Genomic DNA, 23,232 nt, shown 5'->3' on the forward strand with positions numbered 1-23,232 from the left:
CTCCGGACGCGTACGGCTCCCGCTCTGGAAGGAGCCCTCACATGAGCTCCCGCCCGTCACCCGCCACCACCCTGAACGATGCGCCGCGCGCACGCCCCGACCTCGGGCCGACAAGGCGGGCCCGGCGTCGACGGCCGATACGGGAGGAACTCGCGTTGCACGTCCAGGAGTGGCTGGAGACGATCCCCGCGGTCGCCATCTACGCACTGGTGGGAGTGGTGATCGGGCTGGAGAGCCTGGGCATCCCCCTGCCCGGTGAGATCGTCCTCGTCAGCTCGGCGCTGCTGGCCTCGCAGCACGGCGACATCAATCCGTACGTCCTCGGCGCCTGCGCCACGGCCGGCGCGATCATCGGTGACTCCATCGGCTACGCGATCGGCCGCAAGGGCGGTCGGCCGCTGCTCGCCTGGCTGGGGAAGAAGTTCCCCAAGCACTTCAGCGAGGCCAACATCGCACTGGCCGAGCGGTCCTTCGAGAAGTGGGGCGTGTGGGCGGTCTTCTTCGGCCGCTTCGTCGCCCTGCTGCGGATCTTCGCCGGACCGCTCGCCGGCGTGCTGCGCATGCCGTACTGGAAGTTCCTCCTCGCCAACGTCTTCGGCGGCATCCTCTGGGCCGGCGGGACCACGGCCGTCGTCTACTCGGTGGGTGTGGTCGCCGAGGCGTGGCTGAAGCGTTTCTCCTGGCTGGGGCTGGTGCTCGCGGTGGCGATCGGCCTCACCTCGATGCTCGTCCTGAAGAACCGCGCGAAGAAGGCGGCGGCCCGGGCGGAGTCCCAGGCCGCGGCGTCCGCGGTGCCGGCGGCGAAGGAGCCCGTGCCGGTCGGGGACTGAGCGACGGTGGTACGACGAAGGGCGCGGTGCCGGTCACGGCGGCGCGCCCTTCGTACGTTCCCGGCGGGGTGGGTCGTCGCGTCGCTCCAGCGGGCCGGTTCGGCCGGGGGCCGGTGAGGTCGGTCGGGGCGATTCGGTCGGTTGGCCTGGCCGGGGTCGGTTCAGCCGGTCGTCTGGTCCTCGGGTCCGTCCTCGAAGACCTCCGCGTGGCCCTTCGCCAGGTGCAGGTACATCTCCGCGTTGAGGCGGATGCCCGCCCGCTCCTCCTCCGTCAGCTCGCGGCGCACCTTCGCCGGGACACCGGCGACCAGCGAACCCGGAGGGATCTCCATCCCCTGCGGCACGAGCGCCTGTGCGGCGACGAGCGAACCGGCTCCGACGCGGGCGCCGTTGAGGACCGTCGCACCCATCCCCACGAGGACGTCGTCCTCGACCGTGCAGCCGTGGATCGTGGCGTTGTGGCCGACCGTGACCCGGTCGCCGATCGTCACCGGGAAACCCGGGTCGACGTGCACGGTGCAGTTGTCCTGGATGTTCGAGTCCTCGCCGATCGTGATCGGGCCGCAGTCCGCCCGTAGCACGGCGTGGTACCAGACACTGGCGCGGGCGCCGAGCGTGACGTCGCCCAGCACCACGGAGGTGGGGGCCGTGAAGGCCGTGGGGTCGACCCGCGGCTCCTTGCCGCCCACGCCCTTGATCAACGCCTGCTGGGTCATCGTCCGCTCCTGCTCGCTCGCTCTTCGGTCGCGCCTGGGGGAACCCTACGAGATGCCCCGCGCCCGGCCGCCGCCGACCGCCTTGCGCCGCGATCGCCGACGGGAGACCCGTAACGGACACCCGTAACGGACATCACAGAGCACCGCCCCGATCGGGTGGGGCGTGGGCGACTACCGTGTGCGGGTGCCCAGGAACAGAAACACGTTCTCGTCTCTCGCCGGCTTGCGGCGCCGTGTCGTCGGCCGCGCCGTGCGGGCCGGCTGGCGCTGGGCGCAGAAGGCCGGTGCGGTGACCGCCGAGTCCCCCGGGCGGCTGCGTTTCCGCCGTCTCGGCGCGGGCACCCGGCTCGCCTTCCCGCAGGGCACCGTCTTCGGCGAGCCCTGGATCGAGATCGGCGAGCACTGCATCATCGCCGAACAGGTCACGCTCACCGCCGGCATGATGCCCGGCCTCGACCTCGGCGCGGAGACGGTCCTGGCGCTCGGCGACGGCGTGGTCCTGGGACGCGGCAGCCACGTCATCGCGGACACGACGGTGACCATCGGCTCGGACACGTACTGCGGGCCGTACGTCTACATCACCTCGACCAACCACAGCTACGACGATCCGCACGAGCCCGTCGGGCGGCAGTGGCCGCGCTCGGAACCGGTGGCCATCGGGCCCGGCTGCTGGCTGGGCACGGGCGCGGTGATCCTGCCGGGGGCGCGGCTGGGCCGCAACGTGGTGGTCGCGGCGGGCGCGATCGTACGAGGAGAGGTGCCCGACCACTCGGTGGTGGCCGGAGCCCCGGCCCGCGTCGTGCGCCGCTGGGACCCCGAGAAGGGCTGGCAGCCACCGCTGCGGACGCCCGCGCCGGTGCCGATACCGGACAGCGTGACGCCCGAACAGCTCGCCGCGCTCGCCGCACTGGAGCTCGCCGACGCGCTCGGGGACGACGTGAAGGACGCCCTGAAGGGCGCCTGACCGGCGGCGCCCCGGCCTGTCCCGACGATCCGCCCGCGCCTCGGCACCCGCCCGCGCCTCAGCGCCCGGGGGCCTCGTGCCGGGGCCGGCGGCCGGTCAGCCCGTGGCGAGCAGGACCGTGCCCACCAGGGCGAGGCCCGCGCCCGCCGCCTGGACGGCGCGCAGGCGTTCCTTGAGGACTCCGCGCGCCGCGAGCGCCGTCACGACGGGGTAGAGGTTGGCGAGGACCGCGGCGACGGTGACGGGTCCGTTCTGCGCCGCGATCGAGTACGTGCCGTTGGCGGCGACGTCCGCCAGGCCGACGAAGGCGAGGGCCGGCGCCGCGGCCCAGACGACCCGCATCCCGCCGCCGTCCTCGGGCAGCGCCCGCCCGCCCCGCTTCACGGAGACGTAGAGCGCGCCGCCGCCCACCAGGACGTTGGTGACGCGCTGGACGAACAGCGCCAGGAAGAGACCGGTGAGCGTGGACGACGCCTCCGCGATCAACGCCATCACCGAGCCGAAGCCCAAGGCCGCGACGAGGGTGAGCAGCACCGCCTGGCGCTGGACGGGCGCACCGCGCAGCTCGGGCCCGCCGGCGAGGACGATGCCGACGACGGCCACGCCGATCCCGGCGAACTGGAGCAGCCCGGGCCGGTCGCCGATCAGCAGGCCCACCGAGACGGGGACCACGACACCGAGCGAGCCGAGCGGGGAGACCACGCCCATGGGCCCGAGGGCGAGTGCCTTGTAGAAGCAGAGCATCGCCACGGGGCCGACCACACCGGCCGCGACCGCGTACCAGAGGTCCGGGCCGACCTCGCTCCAGCCGCCGGTGGCGATCACGATCGCGCCGAGGACGACCACCGCGATCACCTGGGAGGCGACGACGACGGTCAGGGCCGGTATGCGCCGGGTGAGCAGCCCGCCGCCGAAGTCGGCCAGCCCCCAGAGCAGGGCGGTGGCCAGGGCGAACAGGGCGGTCATGGGATCCTCGCAGGGTGCGGTCTGGCAGTACAGTGCGGTGGACAGCTGGGTACACCGCGGTACACCACACCGTAGTTCAGTCTGTTGAACTCTGTCATCCATAATATTGGACGGATTGTGTCGGACCTCGATCAGCTCACGCAGTCGCTCGCGCGGAACCTGAAGCGGTGGCGCCACGAACGCGGGTTCACGCTGGACGCGCTGGCCGCGCGCGCGGGGGTCAGCCGCGGCATGATCATCCAGATCGAGCAGGCCCGTACCAACCCCAGCGTCGGCACCACGGTGAAACTCGCCGACGCCCTCGGGGTCTCGATCACCACCCTCCTCGACTACGACCAGGGTCCCCAGGTCCGCCTCGTCCCCCCGGACCAGGCGGTGCGCATGTGGTCCACCTCCACCGGCAGCCACACCACGCTCCTCGCCGGCACCGAGTCCCGCGGTCCGCTGGAGCTCTGGTCCTGGACGCTGATGCCCGGTGACGGCAGCGCCTCCGACCCGCACCCGGAGGGGACGACCGAGCTGCTGCACGTCACCCAGGGCGTGCTCACCCTCGTGGTCGAGGGCACGGAGCACACCCTCCCGGCCGGCACCTCGGCCGTCTTCGAGGGCAATGTGCCGCACGCCTACCGCAACGACGGCGACGAGCGGGTGGAGATGACGATGGCCGTCTCCATCCCGCCCGTACGCTGAGACGCCCAACCTCCGGCGGGGACCGGCTTGTTAGCGTGACCGGCATGCGCGCCCCCATCGGAGACTTCGACGACGCCCGGCCCGCCCCCGACTGCCTGGAGCTGCTGACCGAGCCGGTCGCCGCGGCCGTCCGCGGCTGGCAGGGGGCCGTACCGGCCGACCAGATCCTGTACGTCGACACCGACCCGGAGATCGCCGACACGGCCGTCTTCGTGACGCACCACGGCTCCCGGCTGCTCGACACGTCGGCGAACTGCGTGATCGTCGCCGGGAAGCGCGGCGAGTCGACGACGCTCGCCGCCTGCGTGGTCCGCTCGGCGACCCGCGTGGACGTCAACGGGGTCGTCCGCAGGCATCTGGGCTCGCGCAAGGTGCGGTTCGCGCCGATGGAAACGGCGATCGGTGCGACCGGCATGGAGTACGGCGGCGTCACCCCGATCGGCCTCCCGGCCGACTGGCCGGTCCTCGTCGACGCCACCGTCGTGGACACCCCATGGGTCCTGATCGGCAGTGGCCGACGCCGCGGCAAGCTCATCGTCCCGGGCAAGGCCTTCGCCGAGCTGCCCGGCGCCGTCGTCCTGGAGGGTCTGGGCGTCCCCGTCAGCTGAGAAGCGGGATCTCGATCGCGGGGCAGCGGTCCATGACCATGTCGAGTCCCGCCTCGCGGGTCCGGGCGTACGCCGCCTCGTCGATCACACCGAGCTGGAACCAGACCGCCTTCGCACCGACCGCCACCGCCTCGTCCGCCACCTGCCCGGCGTGCTCGCTGTTGACGAAGACGTCGACCACGTCCACCGGGAACGGGATGTCGGCGAGCGTGGCGTAGCCCCGCTCCCCGTGCACCGTCTCCGCCTTCGGGTGGACGGGCACGATCCGCTTCCCGTGGCGCTGCAGCACGGCCGCCACGCCGTACGCCGCGCGCGCCTGGTTCGACGACAGACCCACGACGGCCCAGGTGTCGCCGGTGTCGGTGAGGATCTTCCGTACGGTGTCCGCTTCGGTGGTCGTGGTCTCGCCGCTCATGCGCCGCCTCCCGTGGCTCGCCGGTCCCTGACCGGTCCCCTGACCGGTCCCTCGGCTGAACGAGCGCGGATCCCGGAGGATTCCCGCCGTCCGGCGGACGCATAGGGTGGCGGGATGCAGGAGCAGTACCGCACGCTCGCCCGGGAGGGCGTGCACGAGACCGAGATCAACCGCTCGCGCTTCATCTGCGCGCTGGCGCCCGTCGCGACCGAGCAGGAGGCGCAGGACTTCGTCGCCCGCGTCCGCAAGGAGCACCCGACCGCCACGCACAACTGCTTCGCGTACGTCATCGGCGCCGACGCGTCCGTCCAGAAGGCCAGCGACGACGGTGAGCCCGGCGGCACGGCCGGTACCCCGATGCTCCAGATGCTGATGCGGCGCGAGATGCGGTACGTCGCGGCCGTCGTCACCCGCTACTACGGCGGCGTCAAGCTCGGCGCGGGCGGGCTGATCCGGGCGTACGGCGGTGTGGTCGGGGAGGCCCTCGACGCCCTCGGCACCCTCACCCGGCAGCGCTTCCGTCTCGCCACGGTCACCGTGGACCACCAGCGGGCGGGCAGGCTGGAGAACGATCTGCGGGCGACCGGGCGCGGGGTGCGAGAGGTGCGGTACGGCGAGGCGGTCGCCATCGAGATCGGTCTGCCGGACGCCGAGGTGGAGGCCTTCCGGGAATGGCTCGCCCAGGTGACGGCCGGCGCGGCGGCCCTGGAGCTCGGCGGCGAGGCGTACGGCGACACGTGATACGGCGACACGTGATCGGCCGGGATCGGGCGGTCCGTGCGGGACCAGGTCCTCAGGGGCGCTAGCGTGGTCGCTGCTGTCCGCTGCCCGCGAGGCCCGTGCGTGCGGGTGCCGTGACCGGCGGGGCGGGGCGAGGCGGAAGAACGGAACACACGCGGGGCGGACAGGCAGGGGCCGGAGACATGCGGGGCGGGGAAGACATGCGGAGCGAGGGACACGTGTGGGGCGGCGGAGACGTGCGGGGCGGGGCGGCACGTTGAGACTTCTGCATACGTCGGACTGGCACCTGGGCCGTTCCTTCCACCGGGTCGGCCTCCTCGACGCCCAGGCCGCCTTCCTCGACCACCTGGTCAGGACGGTGCGCGAGCACGAGGTGGACGCGGTCCTGGTGGCCGGCGACGTCTACGACCGGGCCGTCCCGCCGCTGCCCGCCGTGGAACTGTTCGACACCGCCCTGCACCGGCTCGCCGACGCCGGGGTCCCCACCGTGATGATCTCCGGCAACCACGACTCGGCGCGCCGCCTCGGCGTCGGCGCCGGGCTCATCGAACGCGCCGGGATCCATCTCCGTACCGACCCGGCGGGAATCGGCACCCCCGTCGTCCTCTCCGACACCCATGGAGACGTCGCCCTCTACGGCCTGCCCTATCTCGAACCCGCCCTCGTACGGGAGCGGTTCGGCGCCGCGAAGGCGGGCCACGAGGCAGTTCTCGGTGCCGCCATGGAGCGGGTCCGGGCCGACCTCGCCGGACGGCCCGCCGGAACGCGTTCCGTGGTTCTCGCACACGCCTTCGTCGCGGGAGGCGAGCCCAGCGACAGCGAACGCGACATCACCGTCGGCGGAGTCGCGGCCGTCCCCGCCGGAGTCTTCAACGGCGTCGACTACGTCGCCCTCGGCCATCTGCACGGCAGCCAGACCGTCACACCCCGCGTGCGCTACTCCGGCTCCCCGCTCGCGTACTCCTTCTCCGAGGCCGAGCACCGCAAGACGATGTGGCTGATCGACCTCGGACCGCGAGGCGAGATCGCGGCCGCCGAACGGATCGACTGCCCCGTGCCCAGAACGCTCGCCCGCATCAGGGGCCGCCTCGACGACCTGCTGGCCGACCCCGCTCTCGTACGCCACGAGGACTCCTGGATCGAGGCGACGCTCACCGACCCCGTACGGCCGGCCGAGCCGATGGCCCGGCTCACCGAACGCTTCCCGCACACCCTCAACCTCGTCTTCGAGCCGGAACGCACCGAGGACGACCCGCACGCGTCCTACGCCCAGCGGCTCCGCGACCGCAGCGACCGGCAGATCGCGGAGGACTTCGTGGCCCATGTGCGCGGAGGCGCCGGACCGGACGGATCGGAGCGAGCGGTCCTGTACGGCGCCCTCGACGACGTGCGCGTCGACGCGGAGCGCCGCGAGGTGGGCCGGTGAGACTCCACCGCCTCGCGATCACCGCCTTCGGGCCCTTCGGCACCACCCAGGAGATCGACTTCGACGCCCTGTCGTCCGCCGGGCTCTTCCTCCTCCACGGCCCGACCGGCGCCGGCAAGACATCCGTGCTCGACGCCGTCTGCTACGCCCTCTACGGCGCCGTGCCCGGCGCCCGGCAGAGCCCCGGCGCCTCGCTGCGCAGTGACCACGCGCCGGCCGGCACGTTCACCGAGGTCACCCTCGACCTGACCGTGGGCGACCGACGGCTCGAGATCACCCGCCGCCCGGCCCAGTCGCGCCCCAAGAAGAGGGGCGGCGGCTTCACCACCGAGAAGGCCCAGACCTGGCTGCGTGAACACGACCCCGCGACCGGTGAATGGGCCGGGCTCAGCCGTTCCCACCAGGAGATCGGCGAGGAGATCACCCAGCTCGTCGGCATGAGCCGGGAGCAGTTCTGCCAGGTCGTGCTCCTGCCGCAGGGCGACTTCGCGCGCTTTCTGCGCGCCGACGCGGAGTCACGCGGAAAGCTCCTCGGAAGGCTCTTCGACACCCGGCGGTTCGCCGCCGTGGAGGAGCGGCTCGCCGATCTGCGGCGAGCGGCCGAACAGCAGGTACGGGAGGGTGACGAGAGGCTCCTCGCACTCGCCCACCGGATGGCGCAGGAGGCGGGCGGCACCGTCGTCGACGAGCGGCCCGGTGAGCCGGGACTCGCCGAAGCCGTCCAGAGCCGGGCGGCCCAGGCGCGCTCGGACGCGCGCGAACACCTCGACATCGCGCGCGTGGCGGTGTCCGCGGCGGAGGAGCGGCAGGCCGCCGCCCGCCGCGCGCTCGACACCGAGCGGGAACTCGCCCGCCGTCAGGAGCGGTACGCCGAGGCCCGGCGCTGGCACGGGGAACTGGAGGCGAGCAGGCCCGAGCGGGACCGCTGGGAGGCCACGCTCGAACGCGCCCGCAAGGCCGGCCTGGTGGCGCCCGCCCTGAACCTGCGTGCCGACGCCGAGCGCGAGCACGCCTCGGCGAGCACGGCACGCGAGCGGTCGCGCGGTCTGCTGCCGGACGACCTTTCCGACGCGGGCGCGGAACAGCTCTCCGCGCTGGAGCGGCGGCTGCGCGAAGAGCTCGGCGGCCTCGAATCCGCGCGGCGCGCCGAGCGGCGCGGCGCCGAGCTCGCCAGGGAACGCGACGTACTGGAACGGCAGGCCCGCGCGGACGAGGAGATCCTCCAGGACGCGGCCGGCTGGCTGGCGGGATGGGGGGCCCGCCGCGCCGAGCTCACCGCCCGGATCGAGACCGCGCAGGAGGCGGCCGCCCGGGCCGAGCACCTCGCCGGCCGTCTGGAGCCCGCCCGCCGCCGGCTGGCGGCGGCCCGCCGCCGCGACGACCTGGCGCTGCGGGCGGCCGAGGCCGAGGCGCGGCTGACGGCCGCCCGCGAGCGCCGCAACGAAGCCCACGAGACCTGGCTGGACGTCAAGTCCCGCCGCCTGCTGGGCATCGCCGCCGAACTGGCCGCCGCCCTGACCCCCGGTGACCCCTGCCAGGTCTGCGGCTCGGCCGACCACCCGGCCCCCGCCCGTACCGGCGCGGACCACGTCGACCGTACGACGGAGGACGCGGCCTACGCCGCCTTCACCCACGCGGAGGAGACCCGCACCGCCGCGGAACGCGACCTCGCGGTCACCCGGGAAGCGTGGGCGGCAGCCCGCGCCGACGTCCTGTCGAGCCCGGCGGCGACGGTCGCCTCCGGGGCCGAGCGGGTCGCGGCCGCGGCGGGCGTCTCCGGGGGCCCCATGTCCGACCCGGCCGGACGGTCGCGCCCGGGCGGCCACGCCACGGCGCCCGATGCCACGGACGCGGCCGACGCCGCGGCGGAGTCGTCTGTTCCCGCCCCGACTCTGCCCGGCGCCAGGGGCGAATCGCCCGCCGCCGCCCCCTCCGACCGACGCCCGAACCACGGCACCGTGCCGGAGCAGGCGACGGGCGGCCCGACGCGCGCCGACTCCGGCGTACGAACCGACGGCACGGACTCGGGCGCACGGGCCGGCGCGGACGGCGCCGACTCCGGCGTACCGGAGCCCACCGTCGACGAGCTCGCCCGCGAGGTCGACGAGCTGGGCCGGCAGCACGCCGAGGCGCATGCGCTCGCCGGGCAGACCCATGCCGCGCGCGAGGCCCTGGCGCGGGCCGAGCGGGAGTATGAGGAGAGGGCCGCGGCGCAGCGGGACGCCGAGCGGCGGGTCGCCGCGCGGACCTCGCAGCGGGAGGCGCTCGACCGGGAGCAGACCACCCTGGAGGCCGAGGTGGCCCGGGGCCGGGGCGAGTCGGGCTCCGTCGCCGAGCACGCCTCACGCCTGGAGCGCCGGATCGCCATCCTGCTCGACGCCGCCGAGACCGTACGTACCGTCGAGCTCACCGCCCAGCGCCTGAAGGAGGCCGACGACCGCCTCGCCGACGCCGCCTTCCGCGCCGGCTTCGACACCCCGGAGGCGGCCGCCGCCGCGCTCCTCGGCGACGGGGAGCAGCGGGCGCTCCAGCACCGCCTGGACGCCTGGCACGCGGAGGCCGCCGCCGTCGCCGACCGGCTCGCCGAGCCCGAGACCGAGGCCGCCGCGCACCGGCCGCCCGCCGACGTGGCGGCCGCCGAGGCGGCGCACGCCGCCGCCGAACGGGCCCTGCGCGACGCGGCGTCGGCTCTCGCCGCCGTACAGGCCCGATGCGCCGAACTGTCCCGGCTCTCCCGCCAGGCCGACACCGAGGTCCGCCGGCTCGGCCCGCTCCGCGAGGAGTACGAACGCGTCGCCCGGCTCGCCGGGCTCACCGCCGGCACCTCCGCCGAGAACGAGCGCAAGATGCGCCTGGAGTCGTACGTCCTGGCCGCCCGCCTCGAACAGGTCGCGGCCGCCGCCACGGCCCGTCTCCAGCGCATGTCCTCCGGCCGCTACACCCTCGTCCACTCCGACGCGCGCTCCGGCGGCAAGCGGGCCGGGCTCGGGCTTCACGTGGTCGACGCCTGGACGGGCAACGAACGCGACACCGCGACGCTCTCCGGCGGAGAGACCTTCTTCGCCTCCCTGGCGCTCGCGCTCGGTCTCGCCGACGTCGTCACCGACGAGGCGGGCGGCGTCCGGCTCGACACCCTCTTCATCGACGAGGGCTTCGGCAGCCTGGACGACCAGACGCTCGACGAGGTCCTGGACGTCCTGGACTCCCTGCGGGAACGGGACCGCAGCGTCGGCATCGTCAGCCACGTCGCCGACCTCCGCAGGCGGATCCCCGTTCAGCTGGAGGTCGTCAAGGAGCGGCACGGCTCGGCCGTGCGCCTCCGCACGCGGGGCTGAGCGACCGTGGGACGTCGGGATGTCAGCGGCTGATCGCGCGCCGGGGGAGGGGCGAGGAGTAGACGACGCTGGTCGTCACCGAGCCCAGCGTCATGACCTTCCCGGAGATCTCCTCCAGGTGCGCCATGGACCGCGCGGCCACCTTCAGGACGAAACAGTCGTCGCCGGTCACATGGTGCGCCTCCAGGATCTCCGGAGTCGCGTCGAGCAGGTCGTGGAACGGCTTGTAGTTGCCGTGCGGATAGCGCAACCGGACGAAGGCCAGGATCGGCAGCCCGAGCCGCTCCTGATCGACCACGGCCGTGTACCCGGCGATCACCCCGGTCTCCTCCAGCCGGCGCACCCGCTCCGTCACGGCGGACGCGGACATGGAGACGGTACGCGCCAGCTCGGCGAAGCTGGCGCGGCCCTGGCTCTGCAGGGCTTCGATGATCCGCCAGTCGGTGGCGTCCGGTGCGTATCCGCTCATGCGCGAGAAATAGCAGGGAGATCCCCGGACGATCAAGCCGAGCCCGGGGAGTTCTCGCTGCCCGGACGCGCCGGGGCGGTGGAAGCCCTGTCCGGGAGCGGCCGGCTGCCCGCCGCCGCTCCTGTCCGCCTCCGCCGTCAGAGGCGGGAGATCTCGTCCACCAGGTCGTCGAGGCCCAGCGGACCCTGCGACAGCGCCGCCATGTGCCATGCCTTCGCGTCGAACGCGTCACCGTGCGCGGCCTTCGCGTTGGCCCGGCCCAGCAGCCACGCCCGCTCGCCCAGCTTGTAGCCGATCGCCTGGCCCGGCATCGACAGATAGCGGGTCATCTCGCTCTCGACGAACGACGGCGGGCGGCTGCTGTGCTGCTGGAAGAACTCCTGCGCGAGCTCCGGCGTCCACCGCTCGCCCGGGTGGAACGGCGAGTCCGCCGGGATCTCCAGCCGCAGATGCATGCCGATGTCGACGATCACCCGGCAGGCGCGCATCATCTGGGCGTCCAGGTAGCCCAGCCGGCGTTCGGCGTCCGGCAGGAACCCCAGCTCGTCCATGAGCCGCTCCGCGTAGAGCGCCCAGCCCTCCGCGTTGGCGCTGACCCCGCCGATCGTCGCCTGGTAGCGGGAGAGCTGGTCGGCGACATGCACCCACTGCGCGATCTGCAGATGATGGCCGGGAACGCCCTCGTGGTACCAGGTCGACACCAGGTCGTAGACGGGGAAGCGGGTCTCGCCGTCGACCGGCAGCCAGGTGCGGCCGGGGCGCGAGAAGTCCTCCGAGGGGCCGGTGTAGTACGGTGCGGCGGCGCTGCCGGGCGGGGCGATCCGCGACTCCACCTTCCGTACCCGTTCGGCGAGTTCGAAGTGCGTGCCGTCGAGCGCCTCGATCGCCTCGTCCATCAGGTTCTGCAGCCAGACGCGGACCTCCTCGACGCCCTCGATGTGGGTGCCGTGGACATCCAGGTGCGCGAGAGCCTCCCAGGGGCCGGAGCCGGGAAGGATGCGCTCCGCCTCCGTTCTCATCTCGCCCAGGAGACGGTGGTACTCGGACCAGCCGTACGCGTATGCCTGGTCCAGGTCCAGGTCGGTGCCGTTGAAGTACCGCGACCAGCGCTGGTAGCGCTCGCGGCCCACCGTGTCGGGCGCGCCGGCGACCGCGGGGGCGTAGACGTCGCGCATCCAGTCCCGCAGGGACACCACGGCCTCGTTGGCGGTCCGGCCGGCGGCGGCCAGCTCCGTACGCAGGTCCGGATCGAGGGAGTCGGGCCTGGACGCGGCGAACTCCTCGAACCAGCCGGGGCTCGCCGCGTCCGCCCCCGACCACTCGGTCAACTGGTCGACGAAGGTGGCGGTCGGCCGCGGGCCGCCCAGCAGCTTGCGTTCCAGGCCCAGTTCGAGCGAGGCCCGGTAGCCCTCGAAAGCCGCCGGCACCGCGCGCAGCCGCTGGGCGACCGCCTTCCAGTCCTCCGCGGTCTCCGTCGGCATCACGGTGAAGACCATGCGCACACTGTGCGCGGGAGAGCGCATGTTGCTGACCGTGCACAGGCCCTCGTCGGCGTCGTGGACGGCGAGTTCGGCCGTCAGACGCTCCCGCAGCAGCCGTCCGCACCGGCGCTCGGCATCGGCGTCCGCGCCCGGCCGCCGCTCGGCCTCGTCGAGCAGTTCCAGGGTGCGGCGGGCGAGTTCGGCCACCGCCTCCTGCCCCGCGGGCGAGAAATCGGGCAGAAGACCGGCACTCTCTTGGACTCCCAGGTATGTACCGGTGATCGGGTCGAGTGCGATGAGTGCGTCGACGTAGGTGTCGGCGACCTGGCGGGGCAGCGCGCTGCTGGAAGTCTCTGGCATGAGGCTCATCCTCGTCTCTCCACGGGCGTCGCGTCATCCCCGTCCGCTCTCAGTCGGCTGACAAATGAGCGCTCGGAGACGCCGGCAGGAGCGGTCCGCACTCCCACTGCTGGAAGATCAGCCGGGTCTCGACACGGGCCACCTCGCGGCGCGACGTGAACTCGTCCAGGACGAGTCGTTGCAGGTCGGCGGGGTCCGCGACGGCCACGTGCACCAGATAGTCGTCCGGGCCCGTCAGATGGAACAGCGCCCGGGACTCCGGTAGCGCGCGGATCCGGTCGACGAACGGACCGATCAGTTCCCGCCGGTGCGGACGCACCTGGACGAGGAGAAGCGCTTCGAGGCCGCGGCCGAGTTTGGCCGGATCCAATCGCAGCTGGTGCCCCAGGATCACTCCGGTGCGGCGCAGCCTGGCGACCCGGTCCAGGCAGGTGGAGGGTGCCACACCGACCTCGGTGGCGAGCTCGCGGTAGGTGGTCCGTGCGTCGTTCTGCAAGAGGCGAAGAATGTGCAGATCGACCGCGTCGAGTACGACAGAATCGGCCATACGGCGAACGTAACACGGCTTTCTCCCCCTACCCTCCGGTATCCGTTCACAGTTCCGCCCATGGACTACGACGCCTCGACCACCCCCAGGGCTCTGGCCACCGAAGCCGTGCACGCCGGCCGCGAGGACCTCGCCGGCCTGGGTCTGCACGCCCCGCCGCTCGATCTGTCGACCACCTACCCGTCGTACGACACGCGGGCCGAGGCCGCGCGGATCGACGACTTCGCCACCACCGGGGCCCGGCTGGACGGCCCGCCCGTCTACGCGCGCCTCGACAACCCCACCACCGCGCGCTTCGAATCGGCCCTCGCCCGCCTGGAGGGCACCGACTCCGCGGTCGCCTTCGCCAGCGGCATGGCGGCGCTGACCGCCGTCCTGCTGGTCCGGGCGAGCCTCGGTCTGCACCATGTGGTCGCCGTCCGGCCGTTGTACGGCTGTAGCGACCATCTGCTGAACGCGGGCCTGCTCGGCACGGAGGTGACCTGGACCGACCCGGCGGGCATCGCGGAGGCGATCCGTCCGGACACCGGTCTGGTGATGGTGGAGACGCCGGCCAACCCGACGCTGGCCGAGGTCGACATCCGGGCCGTCGCCCACGCCTGCGGCTCGGTTCCGCTGCTGGTCGACAACACCTTCGCCACTCCGGTGCTCCAGCGCCCGGCCGGGGACGGGGCGCGGATCGTGCTGCACAGCGCGACCAAGTACCTGGGCGGACACGGCGACGTCATGGGCGGCGTCGTGGCCTGCGACGAGGAGTTCGCCCGCGCGCTGCGCCAGGTGCGGTTCGCGACCGGCGGTGTGCTCCACCCGCTCGCCGGCTATCTGCTGCTGCGCGGGCTCTCCACCCTGCCGGTACGGGTGCGGGCGGCGTCGGCGACCGCCGCGGAGCTGGTCCGGCGGCTCACCGTCGACCCGCGCGTCGCCCGGGTCCACTATCCGCGGGTGGGTGGCGCGATGGTCTCCTTCGAGGTGTACGGGGACCCGCACGACGTGATCGCCGGGGTACGGCTGATCACTCCGGCGGTCAGTCTCGGCAGCGTCGACACCCTGATCCAGCACCCGGCCTCCATCAGCCACCGGATCGTGGCCGAGGGAGACCGGCGCTCGGCGGGCGTCAGCGACCGGCTGCTGCGGATGTCGGTCGGTCTGGAGGACGTCGAGGACCTGTGGCGGGATCTGACCCAGGCCCTCAGCGCTCCGCCCGCAGATGCGTCCCGCTCCGGAGCTCCTCGTGCGGCGGACGGATCGGTGCCGGCGTCCCGGCCAGCCGGGCGGTGATGACGAGCGTCCCCTCCTCGATCTGGTAGTCGAGGGGCAGGTTCAGCGCCCGCATGGCGGCGACCATCCCGGTGTTGGAGGACTGCGTGACGGCGTAGACGCTCTCGCAGCCCGCCTCGACCGCCATCGCGACCAGTCGGCCGAGGAGCTCGGAGCCGATGCCGCGACGCTGCCAGTCGTCCTCGACCATCAGGGCGACCTCCGTCTCGTCGCCGTCCCAGAGCAGATGGCCGAGGGCGACGAGACGGCCCGACGCCGTCTGCACGGCGAGCGTACGGCCGAAACGAGGGCTGAGGAGATGGGTGAGATAGCGGTCGGCGTCGCTCACCGGGCCGTGGTAGCGCAGGCTCAGGGTGCGCTCGGAGCAGCGGTCGTGCATCGCGCGCGCCGCGACCAGGTCGCGCTGGTCGGCGCGGCGGACGGTGATCTCGTTGCCCTCGGGCAGGGTGAGCACGTCCTGGCTGCGCGGCACGCGCGGGCCGAGCCGGGCGTCGAGCTCCACCAGGGCGCGGGCGCGGGCGAACTCGGTCGGGGTGAACGGCAGATACGGCCGCTCGATGGTGATCGCCCCGCCGCCCGGGTCGCGCAGCCGCATCACCGTCTCTTCGAGGATGCCCTCGACCGGGGCGCTCTCACCGGTGGGCCGGCCGGTCAGGGAGACGGCGGGCAGCGAGTGGATGGTGCAGCGGCCGAGGAGCTGACGGAGAGCCAGGGGAAGTTCGGCCGCGTCCAGGGCGGTACGGGTCGCGAGGCCGAGCAGCCGGGTGGGGGTGTCCACCAGGTCGTGGGCGTCGGCCCGTTCGATCCAGGTGCCGCTGCCGCCGGCCGCGGCGATCTCCCGCGTGAGGTGGTTGGCCTGAAGCGAGGCCGGTGCGCGCAGCAGGAACTCGTCGACCGTGCCCTCGGCGAGCGGGTGGGTCTGGAGGGTCAGGATGTCCACCCGGTGCCGGGCCAGCGCCGTGCACAGCGCGGCGAGGCTGCCGGGGGTGTCCCGGACCGTGGTCCGCATCCGCCACAGTACGGCCGCGACGGGCTCGGCGGCGTCGTTCCGCTCCAAGGTTCCGCCGCCGGCCCGCGCCGGCGGGGGAGTGGACCCGCCGCCGGTATCGGTGGCGGGCGGCGCATGGCTGTGACGCCGTGCCCACCATGTGTGGAACGTGGCGGTGGCGATCAGCGCGATCGCCGAGAACACCAGCACGTACGGACCCTCGGCGCCGCGGACGACGGTCTTGGCGACGGTGTCCGCCACCACCACGGCCGTGAAGAGAGCGGCCAGCTCGATGAGGTCCCGCCGCCAGTGGTGCGGACGGCGGGCGCTCTTCGCGGAAGTCACATCAGTCATGAGCTCACTGTGACCCAACGGTGTTGCGTGATCACGAACGCTTTGTGACTGATGGGTTAAGCCCTGATCTGGGGGTTTAGTGGCTATTTTCAACCAGTTGTGCGCGAAGCTGATCGGTCTGCGAGGAGATCCTGTCGACGAGTCACCGGGCGCCTGCCGTGGACGCATAGCGCGCCGCCGCCCCGCACCGCCGGTCGTCTCTGCCCCACGCGGCCCGGCTGCAGCACCCTGCTGAACACCTGGACACGCGATTGACAGTCCATATGAGTGACCCCGGCGAGATCCTGTGTCTGCTCGCTTTGCCATGCCCTGGTACGCCCGCGCCGCCGCAACCGTCGGCCGTCCTGCCGTCCTCCTGGCCGCCCTGGCCTTGTCCGCCCAGGTTGTGGCCCACGTGATCTCCGCCGGGTACGCCGGGTCCTCGGCGTACTTGGTGGCTGCCGTGTCTGCCGTGCCTCCGGTGGTGGTGGCGCACATGTCCACTTCGCGGCCGTTCCCCGCGCCCTGGGGTCGGACGCCGTAGAGGAGCCGCCACTGCGCTGAAGGACGTGGACGGTCAGGATCCGGCGGACGGGCAGTCAGACCCGGCACTCGGACGGGACAAGCGGCCGAACTCCCACCGGCCGACCGTCCGCACGTTCCACCCCATGCAGTCGCCACGTTCAGGGTCTTCTGGGCAAGGTTGGTGGTGACGTAGAGGCCGCTGAATAGCTGGCCACCGTGCTGCGCGGACCCGGCCACCGCATGTCCCCAGCCACCGCCCGTGCGGTCCGCCTCGCGCTGCAACCGGCGGAGGCCCTGAGAGACGGTGGCGTAAGGCAAAGGCCCCGGCCATCCGCCACGGGGGAAGCGGACGACCGGGGCCGGTCACAGGGGTGTCACCCCACGATGGGCACCTGGTGGTCGGGGGAATCGAGCCAGGGAGCGTGAGCACCGGTCTGGGCATCCACGGTCAGACCGAACCGCTCGAACCCGGGACGGTCGCGATGCAGCCACCAGGCGTAGGCCGCTTCCACCTCCCACCAGAGACGGCGCGGGCCGGAGTGGTACACCTCGAGCCTGTCCGCCCCGGGGATGTAGTCGACGCTGGCCCAGGAGGTCACAGCCGTGTCCCGGAGCCACAACGTGTACGACCCGTCCGCGTAGTTCTCCGCCCACGGGAACATGCCCAGGGTCTGGAGACCGATCGCGAACATGGGGAGCCAGTCGCCCACGGACTCCGGAGACACCCTGGTGAACGATCTGGTGCCGTCGGCCGGCCAGGGCTTACCGCCCAGGTACTCCCGCACGCGCACCCGGTTGGCCCGTTGCTGGCGCAGACGCATGAACGCGGAGGACCCGACGAACGGGCCGGACGCCGTGGCGTCCTCCTGGACCGTGAGCCGGACCACGCCCTCCCCGCCGTACTCCGTGGCGTACGGGGCAACGATGATCCCACCGGGCCGGGTCTGATGGACGATCGCGCGAGGGATTTCCCGCACGGACGCGGTGATCAGGACGCGATCGTACGGGGCGGACGCCTCCCAACCCTGGGCCCCGTCGCCCACGACCGCCAACGGCGTGTATCCCGCCGCCCCTAGGTCGTTTCGTTCGGAACACCGAGCCGACTACATGCTGATGTCGCGCCACCGGTTGCGGCGGGTCATGCACTGCTTGTCGCTTTTGGGCTGCTGGTAGTTCTGGCGATCAGGCCTATGTGTGGCTCACCGAGGTGATCCGGATGACCGAAGCCGCCGGCAGGAGTGGGCGACGGCCGATGAGTTTCTCCATGATCCACAGTCATAGATCATGATTGGTGCGCCGCAGCTACGAGCGTGGTCGAAGCGTGCACCGACCGAAACCCGCTGAGAACCAGATACGAGACACCGAGGAACCCCAGATGCGTACCCTGATCAGCTCCGCCTTCATCTCCCTCGACGGCGTCGTGGAGGGCCCCGGTGGCGAGCCCGGATACCGGAACTCGGGATGGACCTTCAAGGACGTCGAGTTCCTCCCCGAGGCGTTCGAGATCAAGGGGCGCGAGCAGAAGGAAGCCACCGCGATACTGATGGGCCGGACCAGCTACGAGGCGTTCAGCCCCGTGTGGCCCGACATGGAGGACTTCGCCGACTACAAGGCGATGCCGAAGTACGTCGTCTCCACCACTCTCACTGGGGACGACCTGGTGTCGAACTGGGGCGAGACCACGATCCTGCGCTCGCTCGACGAGGTCGCCGCGCTGAAGGAGACCGAGGGCGGGCCGATCATCGTCCACGGCAGCGCCGCCCTGAACCAGGCCCTTTCGGACGCCGGCCTGATCGACCGTTACCACCTGCTCGTCTTCCCGCTGCTGCTCGGCGCGGGCAAGCGGCTTTTCAGCGCCACGGACAAGGACACCCAGAAGCTGAAGCTTGTCGAGCACGAGGCCTACGCCAATGGCCTGCAGAAGAACGTCTTCGACGTCGTCCGCTGACAAGGCTCTCGCACTCATCCTGCCGTCGCGTCCCCGGACATGGCACTCATCCGAAGGTACCTACCTGTTCGGCGGGAGTTGGCTCACCGCGCGGACCAGAGGAGGATGCCTGCGATGTGGAGTCCGGCCAGGTAGATGGTCGCGGTCTTCTCGTAGCGGGTGGCGATGCCGCGCCACTGCTTCAGACGATTGATGCACCGTTCGACGGTGTTGCGCTGCTTGTAGGCGTCACGGTCGAAGGCCGGTCGCCTGCCGCCTCTGCTGCCGCGACGCAGCCTGTGACTGCGCTGATCTGCCGGGACGGGGATCACTGCCCGAATGCCGCGCTTGCGCAGGTTCTCACGGATCGCGCGGGAGGAGTACGCCTTGTCGGCCAGGACCAAGTCCGGCCTCGTGCGGGGCCGTCCTCGCCGTCGGGGAACGCGCAGACGGGCCATTACCTCCGTGAAGGCGGGCGCCTCGCCGGCCTGCCCGGCAGTGAGGACGAAAGCCAGGGGCCGGCAGTTGCCGTCCGCGACGAGGTGGATCTTCGTGGTCAGTCCGCCGCGGGACCGGCCGAAAGCGTGGTCTGCCGGTTCGCCAGCCGGGGCCCCTTTTTGCGGGCCCCGGCCGCATGCTGGTGGGCACGGCAGCTCTGCGGGGTGACCATGACACCGCGCGCCACCTGATGGAGCGGGGCCGGCGGGTGTTCGACGCGGCCGGGTCACACGAACAAACCTCTGACTATGCCGTTCCGTGGTGGCGCATGAACGTCTTCATGTCTCTGCTGGCCGCCCGCCTGGGAGACGAGATCACCGCCGTGGAGGCCCAAGAGGCCGCCCGTCGGGACCTCCCGGCTGCGCTTCCCCGGTTCGCCACGCACCTGGAGATGCATCGGGGACTAATGCTTGCCCGCTCCGGTGACCGGGCCGGGGGCGCGGCCTACGCCCGGGCAGCGTTGGACGCGCTTCCCCCCGAAAAGCACTCCCTGACGCTCCGGCTTCTGATGAAGGAGATTGAGACCGCCTGATCCTTCGCGCCCCGATCACACGAAGCGCACGCCGTCGCGCCGCCGGGCCGGAGCCGTACGGAAGGTGCCGACGACCGGCTCGCCCGTACGCCGCGGGTCGCCCGGGTCCGCGAGGGTGACGCGGTAGTGGATCTGCTCACCGGCGGGCAGCCCGCGCAGCGCGGTCGTCCCGGGCGGGTGTGTGGTGCCGCCCCATGAGTAGAGGACGCGGGCGGCGCGGACACGAACCCCGCGTGAACAGGCCGCAAGCGCACCCACGCCACCGCCTCGCCCTCAGCCGGCTACCGCCCCGCCGCCCCACGGGCCCGCGCGGCCAGACCGATCCCGTGCGCGATCTCGGACGGTGTCAGATGGGCGTACCCGATGACGAGACGGACGGCCCCGTCCGCGTACCGGGCCGTGCCGTACTCCTCCAACGGCCGCAGGACCACCCCGGCGGACGCCGCCCGCTCCACGAAGAGCGAGCTCGGCCCGTAATGCCCGGGCACGCGCGCGATGATGTGCAGTCCGGCGGCGATCCCGCTCACCCGGGTGCCGGGGAAGTGCTCGTCCAGAGCCGCCACCAGGGCGTCCCGCCGCTCCCGGTACGCCCGCTGGCAGCGGCGCAGTTGCCGGTCGTAGGCGCCGCTCGTCACGAACTCGGCGAGCAGCGCCTGGTCGAGGGCGGGGTTGCCGAGGTCCATCGTCCGCTTGCGCTCCACGACGTCCGCCACCATGCCCTCCGGTACGAGCATCCAGCCGAGCCGCAGCCCCGGAGCGAGGGACTTGCTCACCGAGCCGGTGTACACGACGCGTTCAGGGTCGAGCCCCTGGAGCGCGCCGACCGGTGCCCGGTCGTAGCGGAAGTCCCCGTCGTAGTCGTCCTCCAGGATCCAGCCGTCCACGGCCCGCGCCCAGTCGAGCAGTTCCGCCCTGCGGGCCGCCGAGTACGCGAGCCCGGAGGGGAACTGGTGCGAGGGCGTCGTCACCACCGCACGCACCCCCGACGCGGCGAGCGGACCCGGCATCAGCCCCTCCTCGTCCAGCGGCAGCCACACCGTGTCCATACCGGTGGAGGCGAACAGCCGTCCGTGCTCCGGGCTGCCGGGGTCCTCGATGCCGACCGTCCGCTGCCCGCGCGCCCGCAGGACGAAGCCGAGCAGCGTCGACGCCTGCGCCACCCCCGAGCAGACGACCAGACGCTCCGGATCGGCCACCACCCCGCGCCGCCGCGCCAGCATCCCGGCCAGCGCGGTCCGCAGCTCCGGCAGGCCTCGCGGGTCGGGATACCCGAGCGACCGATGGGGCAGCCGGGACAGTACGGAGCGGTGCGCCGCCGCCCACGCCGACCGGGGGAAGAGCGAGAGGTCCGGCGTTCCCGGGCGGAAGTCGACGGTGTCGGGCCCGCCGCCCGGCGCGCGCGGCGCGAGGTCCCGGGCGCCCTGCGCGGCGGCCGCCCGCGCCGCGTCGCCCACCCAGGTGCCCGAGCCCCGGTCGCTGCGCAGATAGCCCTCGGCGGTGAGCTGTTCGTACGCCTCGGTCACCAGGCCCCGCGACACACCGAGGTCGGCCGCCAGATCACGGCTGGACGGCAGCCGGGTCCCCGGTGCCAGCCGGCCCGTGCGCACCGCCTCGCGCAGAGCCTCCCGCAGCGCCCGGCCGCGCCGCCGGGCCGGAGCGGCCACCGCGGGAAGCAGCAGCTCCCAGGCGGGATGCGCGCCCGCCGTGGGTGAGCCGGGCTGCGGCGCGGTACGGGAAGTGGTCCCCGATGTCGTCATGGAAGTGGACCTTAAACCGGGCCGCCCCGCTTCCTAACGTCGGGACCATGAACGCGAACTCCCTGCGCGGGGCGCTCCTCGTGACCCTCGCCTACGCCCTCGTCGGCGCCTCCTTCACCGCCAACAGCCTCCTCGGCGACTATCCGTACGCGGGCGGCCAGGCCCTGCGCTACGGCGCCGCCTGCCTGCTCCTGCTGCCTCTTCTCGGCTCCGGCGGTCTCGCGCCCCTCCGCGGGTTGACCGGTCGCCACTGGGTCCGTCTCGCCCTGCTCGCGGCCGTCGGCATGGTCGGTTTCAACCTCGCGGTCCTCGCGGCGGAACGCACCGCCGAGCCGGCCGTCCCCGGTGTCCTGGTGGGCTGCGCCCCGGTCGTGGTGGCCGTGCTCGTCCCGCTCCTCGACGGGCGCAGGCCCACCCGGCCGGTCCTCCTCGGGGCGCTGCTCGTGGCCGCCGGGGCCTTCACCGTGCAGGGCTGGGGCCGTACCGACCTGCCCGGCCTCCTCTACTCCGTGGGAGCCCTCGCGGGCGAGGTCGGCTTCACCGTCCTCGCCGTGCCCGTGCTGCGTCCGCTCGGGCCGAAGCTGCTCACGGCCGTCGTCTGCGCGCTCGCGGCCGTGGAATCGGCCCTGCTCGGCCTCGTCGTGGACGGCGGAGCGTTCCTGCGGCTGCCGTCGGCCGTGGAGACCGGAGCCCTGGTGTGGCAGGCCGTCCTGGCCACGGTCGTCGGCTTCGTGCTGTTCTACATGGGCGTCCAGCGGATCGGCATGGAGCGGGCCACCCTCTACACCGGTGCCATTCCGGTGGCCGCCGCTCTGACCGCGGCCCTGGTCTCGACCGGTCGCTTCGGCCTTCCGCAGGCCGCCGGCAGCGTTCTGGTCGGCGCGGGAGCGGTCCTCGGGACGGGGCTGTTCACGCGCGCGGGGCGGTCAGCGGCTCCCGTCCAGGATCACCCGCGCCACAAGAGCCGGGTCGTCGTTCATGGGCACATGCCCGCAGCCCGGAAGCCGGACGAGCCGGGCGCCGGGGACGGTGTGCTTGGCCCGGACGCCTTGCCGGCGCAGCAGCAGCCGGTCGCGGGTGCCCCACGCGATGGTGACCGGCACGGCGGGCACGTCGTGGCCGAACACCACGGTCCGGCCGGCCTCCAGCGTGTGGCGGAAACCGGTGGCCTCCCGGAGGGCGAGCGTCTCGGCGACCACCGCCTCCGGTGAACGGCGCCCGGGCCGTGCGTAGATGGTGCTGGTGAGCGCGGTCCGGCCGGCCGCGGTGCGGGAGAGGCGCTCGATCACCGGCACCGGCATCGCCACCGCGGCCGCCCGCATCGCGCGCAGCGTCCCGAACGCGTACAGCCGCTCGCGCTCCGACCAGAAACCGGCCGGGGAGAGCGCGGTCACCGAACGCACCAGCTTCTCCCGTCCGAGCTGGAGCGACAGGAGCCCGCCCAGCGAGTTGCCCGCGACATGCGGCCGCTCGATGCCGAGGGCCTCGCAGAACGCGCCGAGCACCGGCACGACGGTCGACAGGTCGTACGCGCATCCCTCCGGCAGCGCCGGGGAGGCGCCGAAACCCGGCAGGTCGACTGCGACGACATCGCGCTCGGCCGCGAGGACGTCGAGCACCGGCTCCCACGCCTGCCAGTGGTGACCGATGCCGTGGAGCAGCAGCAACGGCTCGCCCGCACCCCTGCGTTCGTACGTCAGGGAGGTTGTGCGGGGACCCCGGGGAGACGGAATCGTGAACGAGATCTGTGCGGACATGCGTCTGCTCCCTGTCATCGGCACCTTTTAGACGCCCTGTCAGCAAGAATTACCGTCCGGTAGCCAGGAGTTCAAGAGCCCGGACGGAA

Annotated in this window: 20 protein-coding genes and 3 pseudogenes; 11 read left to right on the forward strand and 12 right to left on the reverse strand. The window is 72.8% G+C overall.

All coding sequences use genetic code 11. The features are described from left to right. Positions 1-155 precede the first annotated feature (155 nt). Positions 156-830 carry a DedA family protein gene (locus ACWDX6_RS25530; RefSeq protein ID WP_451487247.1) on the forward strand — a complete coding sequence of 225 codons (675 nt, stop codon included), beginning with the start codon at positions 156-158 and terminating at the stop codon, positions 828-830. A 161-nt stretch (positions 831-991) separates the two neighbouring features. Here ACWDX6_RS25530 and ACWDX6_RS25535 read toward each other — a convergent pair whose 3' ends face one another. Further along, positions 992-1,546: a gamma carbonic anhydrase family protein gene (locus ACWDX6_RS25535; RefSeq protein ID WP_451487214.1), complete on the reverse strand. Its 555-nt coding sequence runs from the start codon at positions 1,544-1,546 to the stop codon at positions 992-994. 184 nt (positions 1,547-1,730) lie between these two features. Here ACWDX6_RS25535 and ACWDX6_RS25540 point away from each other — a divergent pair, with 184 nt between their 5' ends. Continuing rightward, the gene (locus tag ACWDX6_RS25540) at positions 1,731-2,510 is read left to right on the forward strand and encodes an acyltransferase (RefSeq protein ID WP_451487215.1); all 780 of its coding nucleotides are present in this window, start codon (positions 1,731-1,733) and stop codon (positions 2,508-2,510) included. 96 nt (positions 2,511-2,606) lie between these two features. On the opposite strand, the gene ACWDX6_RS25545 is transcribed toward ACWDX6_RS25540, so the two are convergent. Beyond that, positions 2,607-3,476, reverse strand: coding sequence for an EamA family transporter (locus ACWDX6_RS25545; protein WP_451487216.1), 870 nt, complete (start codon positions 3,474-3,476; stop codon positions 2,607-2,609). 117 nt (positions 3,477-3,593) lie between these two features. On the opposite strand from ACWDX6_RS25545, the gene ACWDX6_RS25550 reads away from it, so the two are divergent. Beyond that, positions 3,594-4,166 carry a helix-turn-helix domain-containing protein gene (locus ACWDX6_RS25550; RefSeq protein WP_451487217.1) on the forward strand — a complete coding sequence of 191 codons (573 nt, stop codon included), beginning with the start codon at positions 3,594-3,596 and terminating at the stop codon, positions 4,164-4,166. A gap of 44 nt (positions 4,167-4,210) precedes the next feature. After that, complete coding sequence (locus tag ACWDX6_RS25555) at positions 4,211-4,774, forward strand: YbaK/EbsC family protein (RefSeq protein ID WP_451487218.1); 564 nt, start codon at positions 4,211-4,213, stop codon at positions 4,772-4,774. On the opposite strand, the gene ACWDX6_RS25560 is transcribed toward ACWDX6_RS25555, so the two are convergent. After that, entirely contained in the window at positions 4,767-5,189 is a 423-nt protein-coding gene (locus ACWDX6_RS25560; protein WP_451487219.1) for a CoA-binding protein, read from the reverse strand. The two genes, ACWDX6_RS25555 and ACWDX6_RS25560, sit on opposite strands and share 8 nt — an antisense overlap. Positions 5,190-5,303: 114 nt before the next feature. On the opposite strand from ACWDX6_RS25560, the gene ACWDX6_RS25565 reads away from it, so the two are divergent. From ACWDX6_RS25565 to ACWDX6_RS25575, 3 genes are all read left to right on the forward strand, one after another. Further along, positions 5,304-5,930 carry a YigZ family protein gene (locus ACWDX6_RS25565; protein ID WP_451487220.1) on the forward strand — a complete coding sequence of 209 codons (627 nt, stop codon included), beginning with the start codon at positions 5,304-5,306 and terminating at the stop codon, positions 5,928-5,930. A gap of 256 nt (positions 5,931-6,186) precedes the next feature. Beyond that, entirely contained in the window at positions 6,187-7,356 is a 1,170-nt protein-coding gene (locus ACWDX6_RS25570) for an exonuclease SbcCD subunit D (RefSeq protein WP_451487221.1), read from the forward strand. Then, the gene (locus ACWDX6_RS25575) at positions 7,353-10,691 is read left to right on the forward strand and encodes an AAA family ATPase (protein WP_451487222.1); all 3,339 of its coding nucleotides are present in this window, start codon (positions 7,353-7,355) and stop codon (positions 10,689-10,691) included. Before ACWDX6_RS25570 ends, ACWDX6_RS25575 begins: the two co-directional genes overlap by 4 nt. A 22-nt stretch (positions 10,692-10,713) precedes the next feature. Here the strand turns inward: ACWDX6_RS25575 and ACWDX6_RS25580 are convergent, their stop codons facing one another. The 3 genes from ACWDX6_RS25580 to ACWDX6_RS25590 form a co-directional block, all read right to left on the reverse strand. Then, a complete protein-coding gene (locus ACWDX6_RS25580; protein ID WP_451487223.1) occupies positions 10,714-11,160 on the reverse strand; it encodes an Lrp/AsnC family transcriptional regulator in 447 nt (148 codons plus the stop codon). 137 nt (positions 11,161-11,297) lie between these two features. Further along, positions 11,298-13,001 (reverse strand): DUF885 domain-containing protein, encoded by a 1,704-nt coding sequence (locus ACWDX6_RS25585; RefSeq protein ID WP_451487224.1) that lies wholly within the window; start codon positions 12,999-13,001, stop codon positions 11,298-11,300. 49 nt (positions 13,002-13,050) lie between these two features. Continuing rightward, positions 13,051-13,548 carry an Lrp/AsnC family transcriptional regulator gene (locus tag ACWDX6_RS25590; RefSeq protein ID WP_451487225.1) on the reverse strand — a complete coding sequence of 166 codons (498 nt, stop codon included), beginning with the start codon at positions 13,546-13,548 and terminating at the stop codon, positions 13,051-13,053. A 60-nt stretch (positions 13,549-13,608) separates the two neighbouring features. On the opposite strand from ACWDX6_RS25590, the gene ACWDX6_RS25595 reads away from it, so the two are divergent. Continuing rightward, entirely contained in the window at positions 13,609-14,826 is a 1,218-nt protein-coding gene (locus tag ACWDX6_RS25595) for a trans-sulfuration enzyme family protein (protein WP_451487226.1), read from the forward strand. Here ACWDX6_RS25595 and ACWDX6_RS25600 read toward each other — a convergent pair. Then, entirely contained in the window at positions 14,738-16,168 is a 1,431-nt protein-coding gene (locus tag ACWDX6_RS25600; protein WP_451487227.1) for a GNAT family N-acetyltransferase, read from the reverse strand. The genes ACWDX6_RS25595 and ACWDX6_RS25600 overlap by 89 nt on opposite strands. A gap of 878 nt (positions 16,169-17,046) precedes the next feature. Next, positions 17,047-17,715 (reverse strand): hypothetical protein, encoded by a 669-nt coding sequence (locus ACWDX6_RS25605; protein WP_451487248.1) that lies wholly within the window; start codon positions 17,713-17,715, stop codon positions 17,047-17,049. Between the two features lie 332 nt (positions 17,716-18,047). On the opposite strand from ACWDX6_RS25605, the gene ACWDX6_RS25610 reads away from it, so the two are divergent. Further along, complete coding sequence (locus ACWDX6_RS25610) at positions 18,048-18,620, forward strand: dihydrofolate reductase family protein (RefSeq protein WP_451487228.1); 573 nt, start codon at positions 18,048-18,050, stop codon at positions 18,618-18,620. A gap of 83 nt (positions 18,621-18,703) precedes the next feature. On the opposite strand, the pseudogene ACWDX6_RS25615 reads toward ACWDX6_RS25610, so the two are convergent. Next, a pseudogene (locus ACWDX6_RS25615) lies at positions 18,704-19,248 on the reverse strand (IS5 family transposase); the annotation flags it as partial. On the opposite strand from ACWDX6_RS25615, the pseudogene ACWDX6_RS25620 reads away from it, so the two are divergent. Beyond that, positions 19,249-19,629 (forward strand): annotated as a pseudogene (locus ACWDX6_RS25620) (XRE family transcriptional regulator); the annotation flags it as partial. Between the two features lie 15 nt (positions 19,630-19,644). Here the strand turns inward: ACWDX6_RS25620 and ACWDX6_RS25625 are convergent. Continuing rightward, positions 19,645-19,887, reverse strand: coding sequence for a hypothetical protein (locus ACWDX6_RS25625; RefSeq protein WP_451487252.1), 243 nt, complete (start codon positions 19,885-19,887; stop codon positions 19,645-19,647). Between the two features lie 23 nt (positions 19,888-19,910). Beyond that, positions 19,911-21,386, reverse strand: coding sequence for a MocR-like pyridoxine biosynthesis transcription factor PdxR (gene pdxR, locus ACWDX6_RS25630; protein WP_451487229.1), 1,476 nt, complete (start codon positions 21,384-21,386; stop codon positions 19,911-19,913). Between the two features lie 47 nt (positions 21,387-21,433). On the opposite strand from pdxR, the pseudogene ACWDX6_RS25635 reads away from it, so the two are divergent. Further along, positions 21,434-22,270: pseudogene (locus ACWDX6_RS25635) on the forward strand (EamA family transporter); the annotation flags it as partial. A gap of 42 nt (positions 22,271-22,312) precedes the next feature. Here the strand turns inward: ACWDX6_RS25635 and ACWDX6_RS25640 are convergent. Further along, a complete protein-coding gene (locus ACWDX6_RS25640; RefSeq protein ID WP_451487230.1) occupies positions 22,313-23,143 on the reverse strand; it encodes an alpha/beta fold hydrolase in 831 nt (276 codons plus the stop codon). Positions 23,144-23,232: the final 89 nt, after the last annotated feature.

It is taken from the genome of Streptomyces sp. NPDC003027 (genome assembly GCF_053591435.1).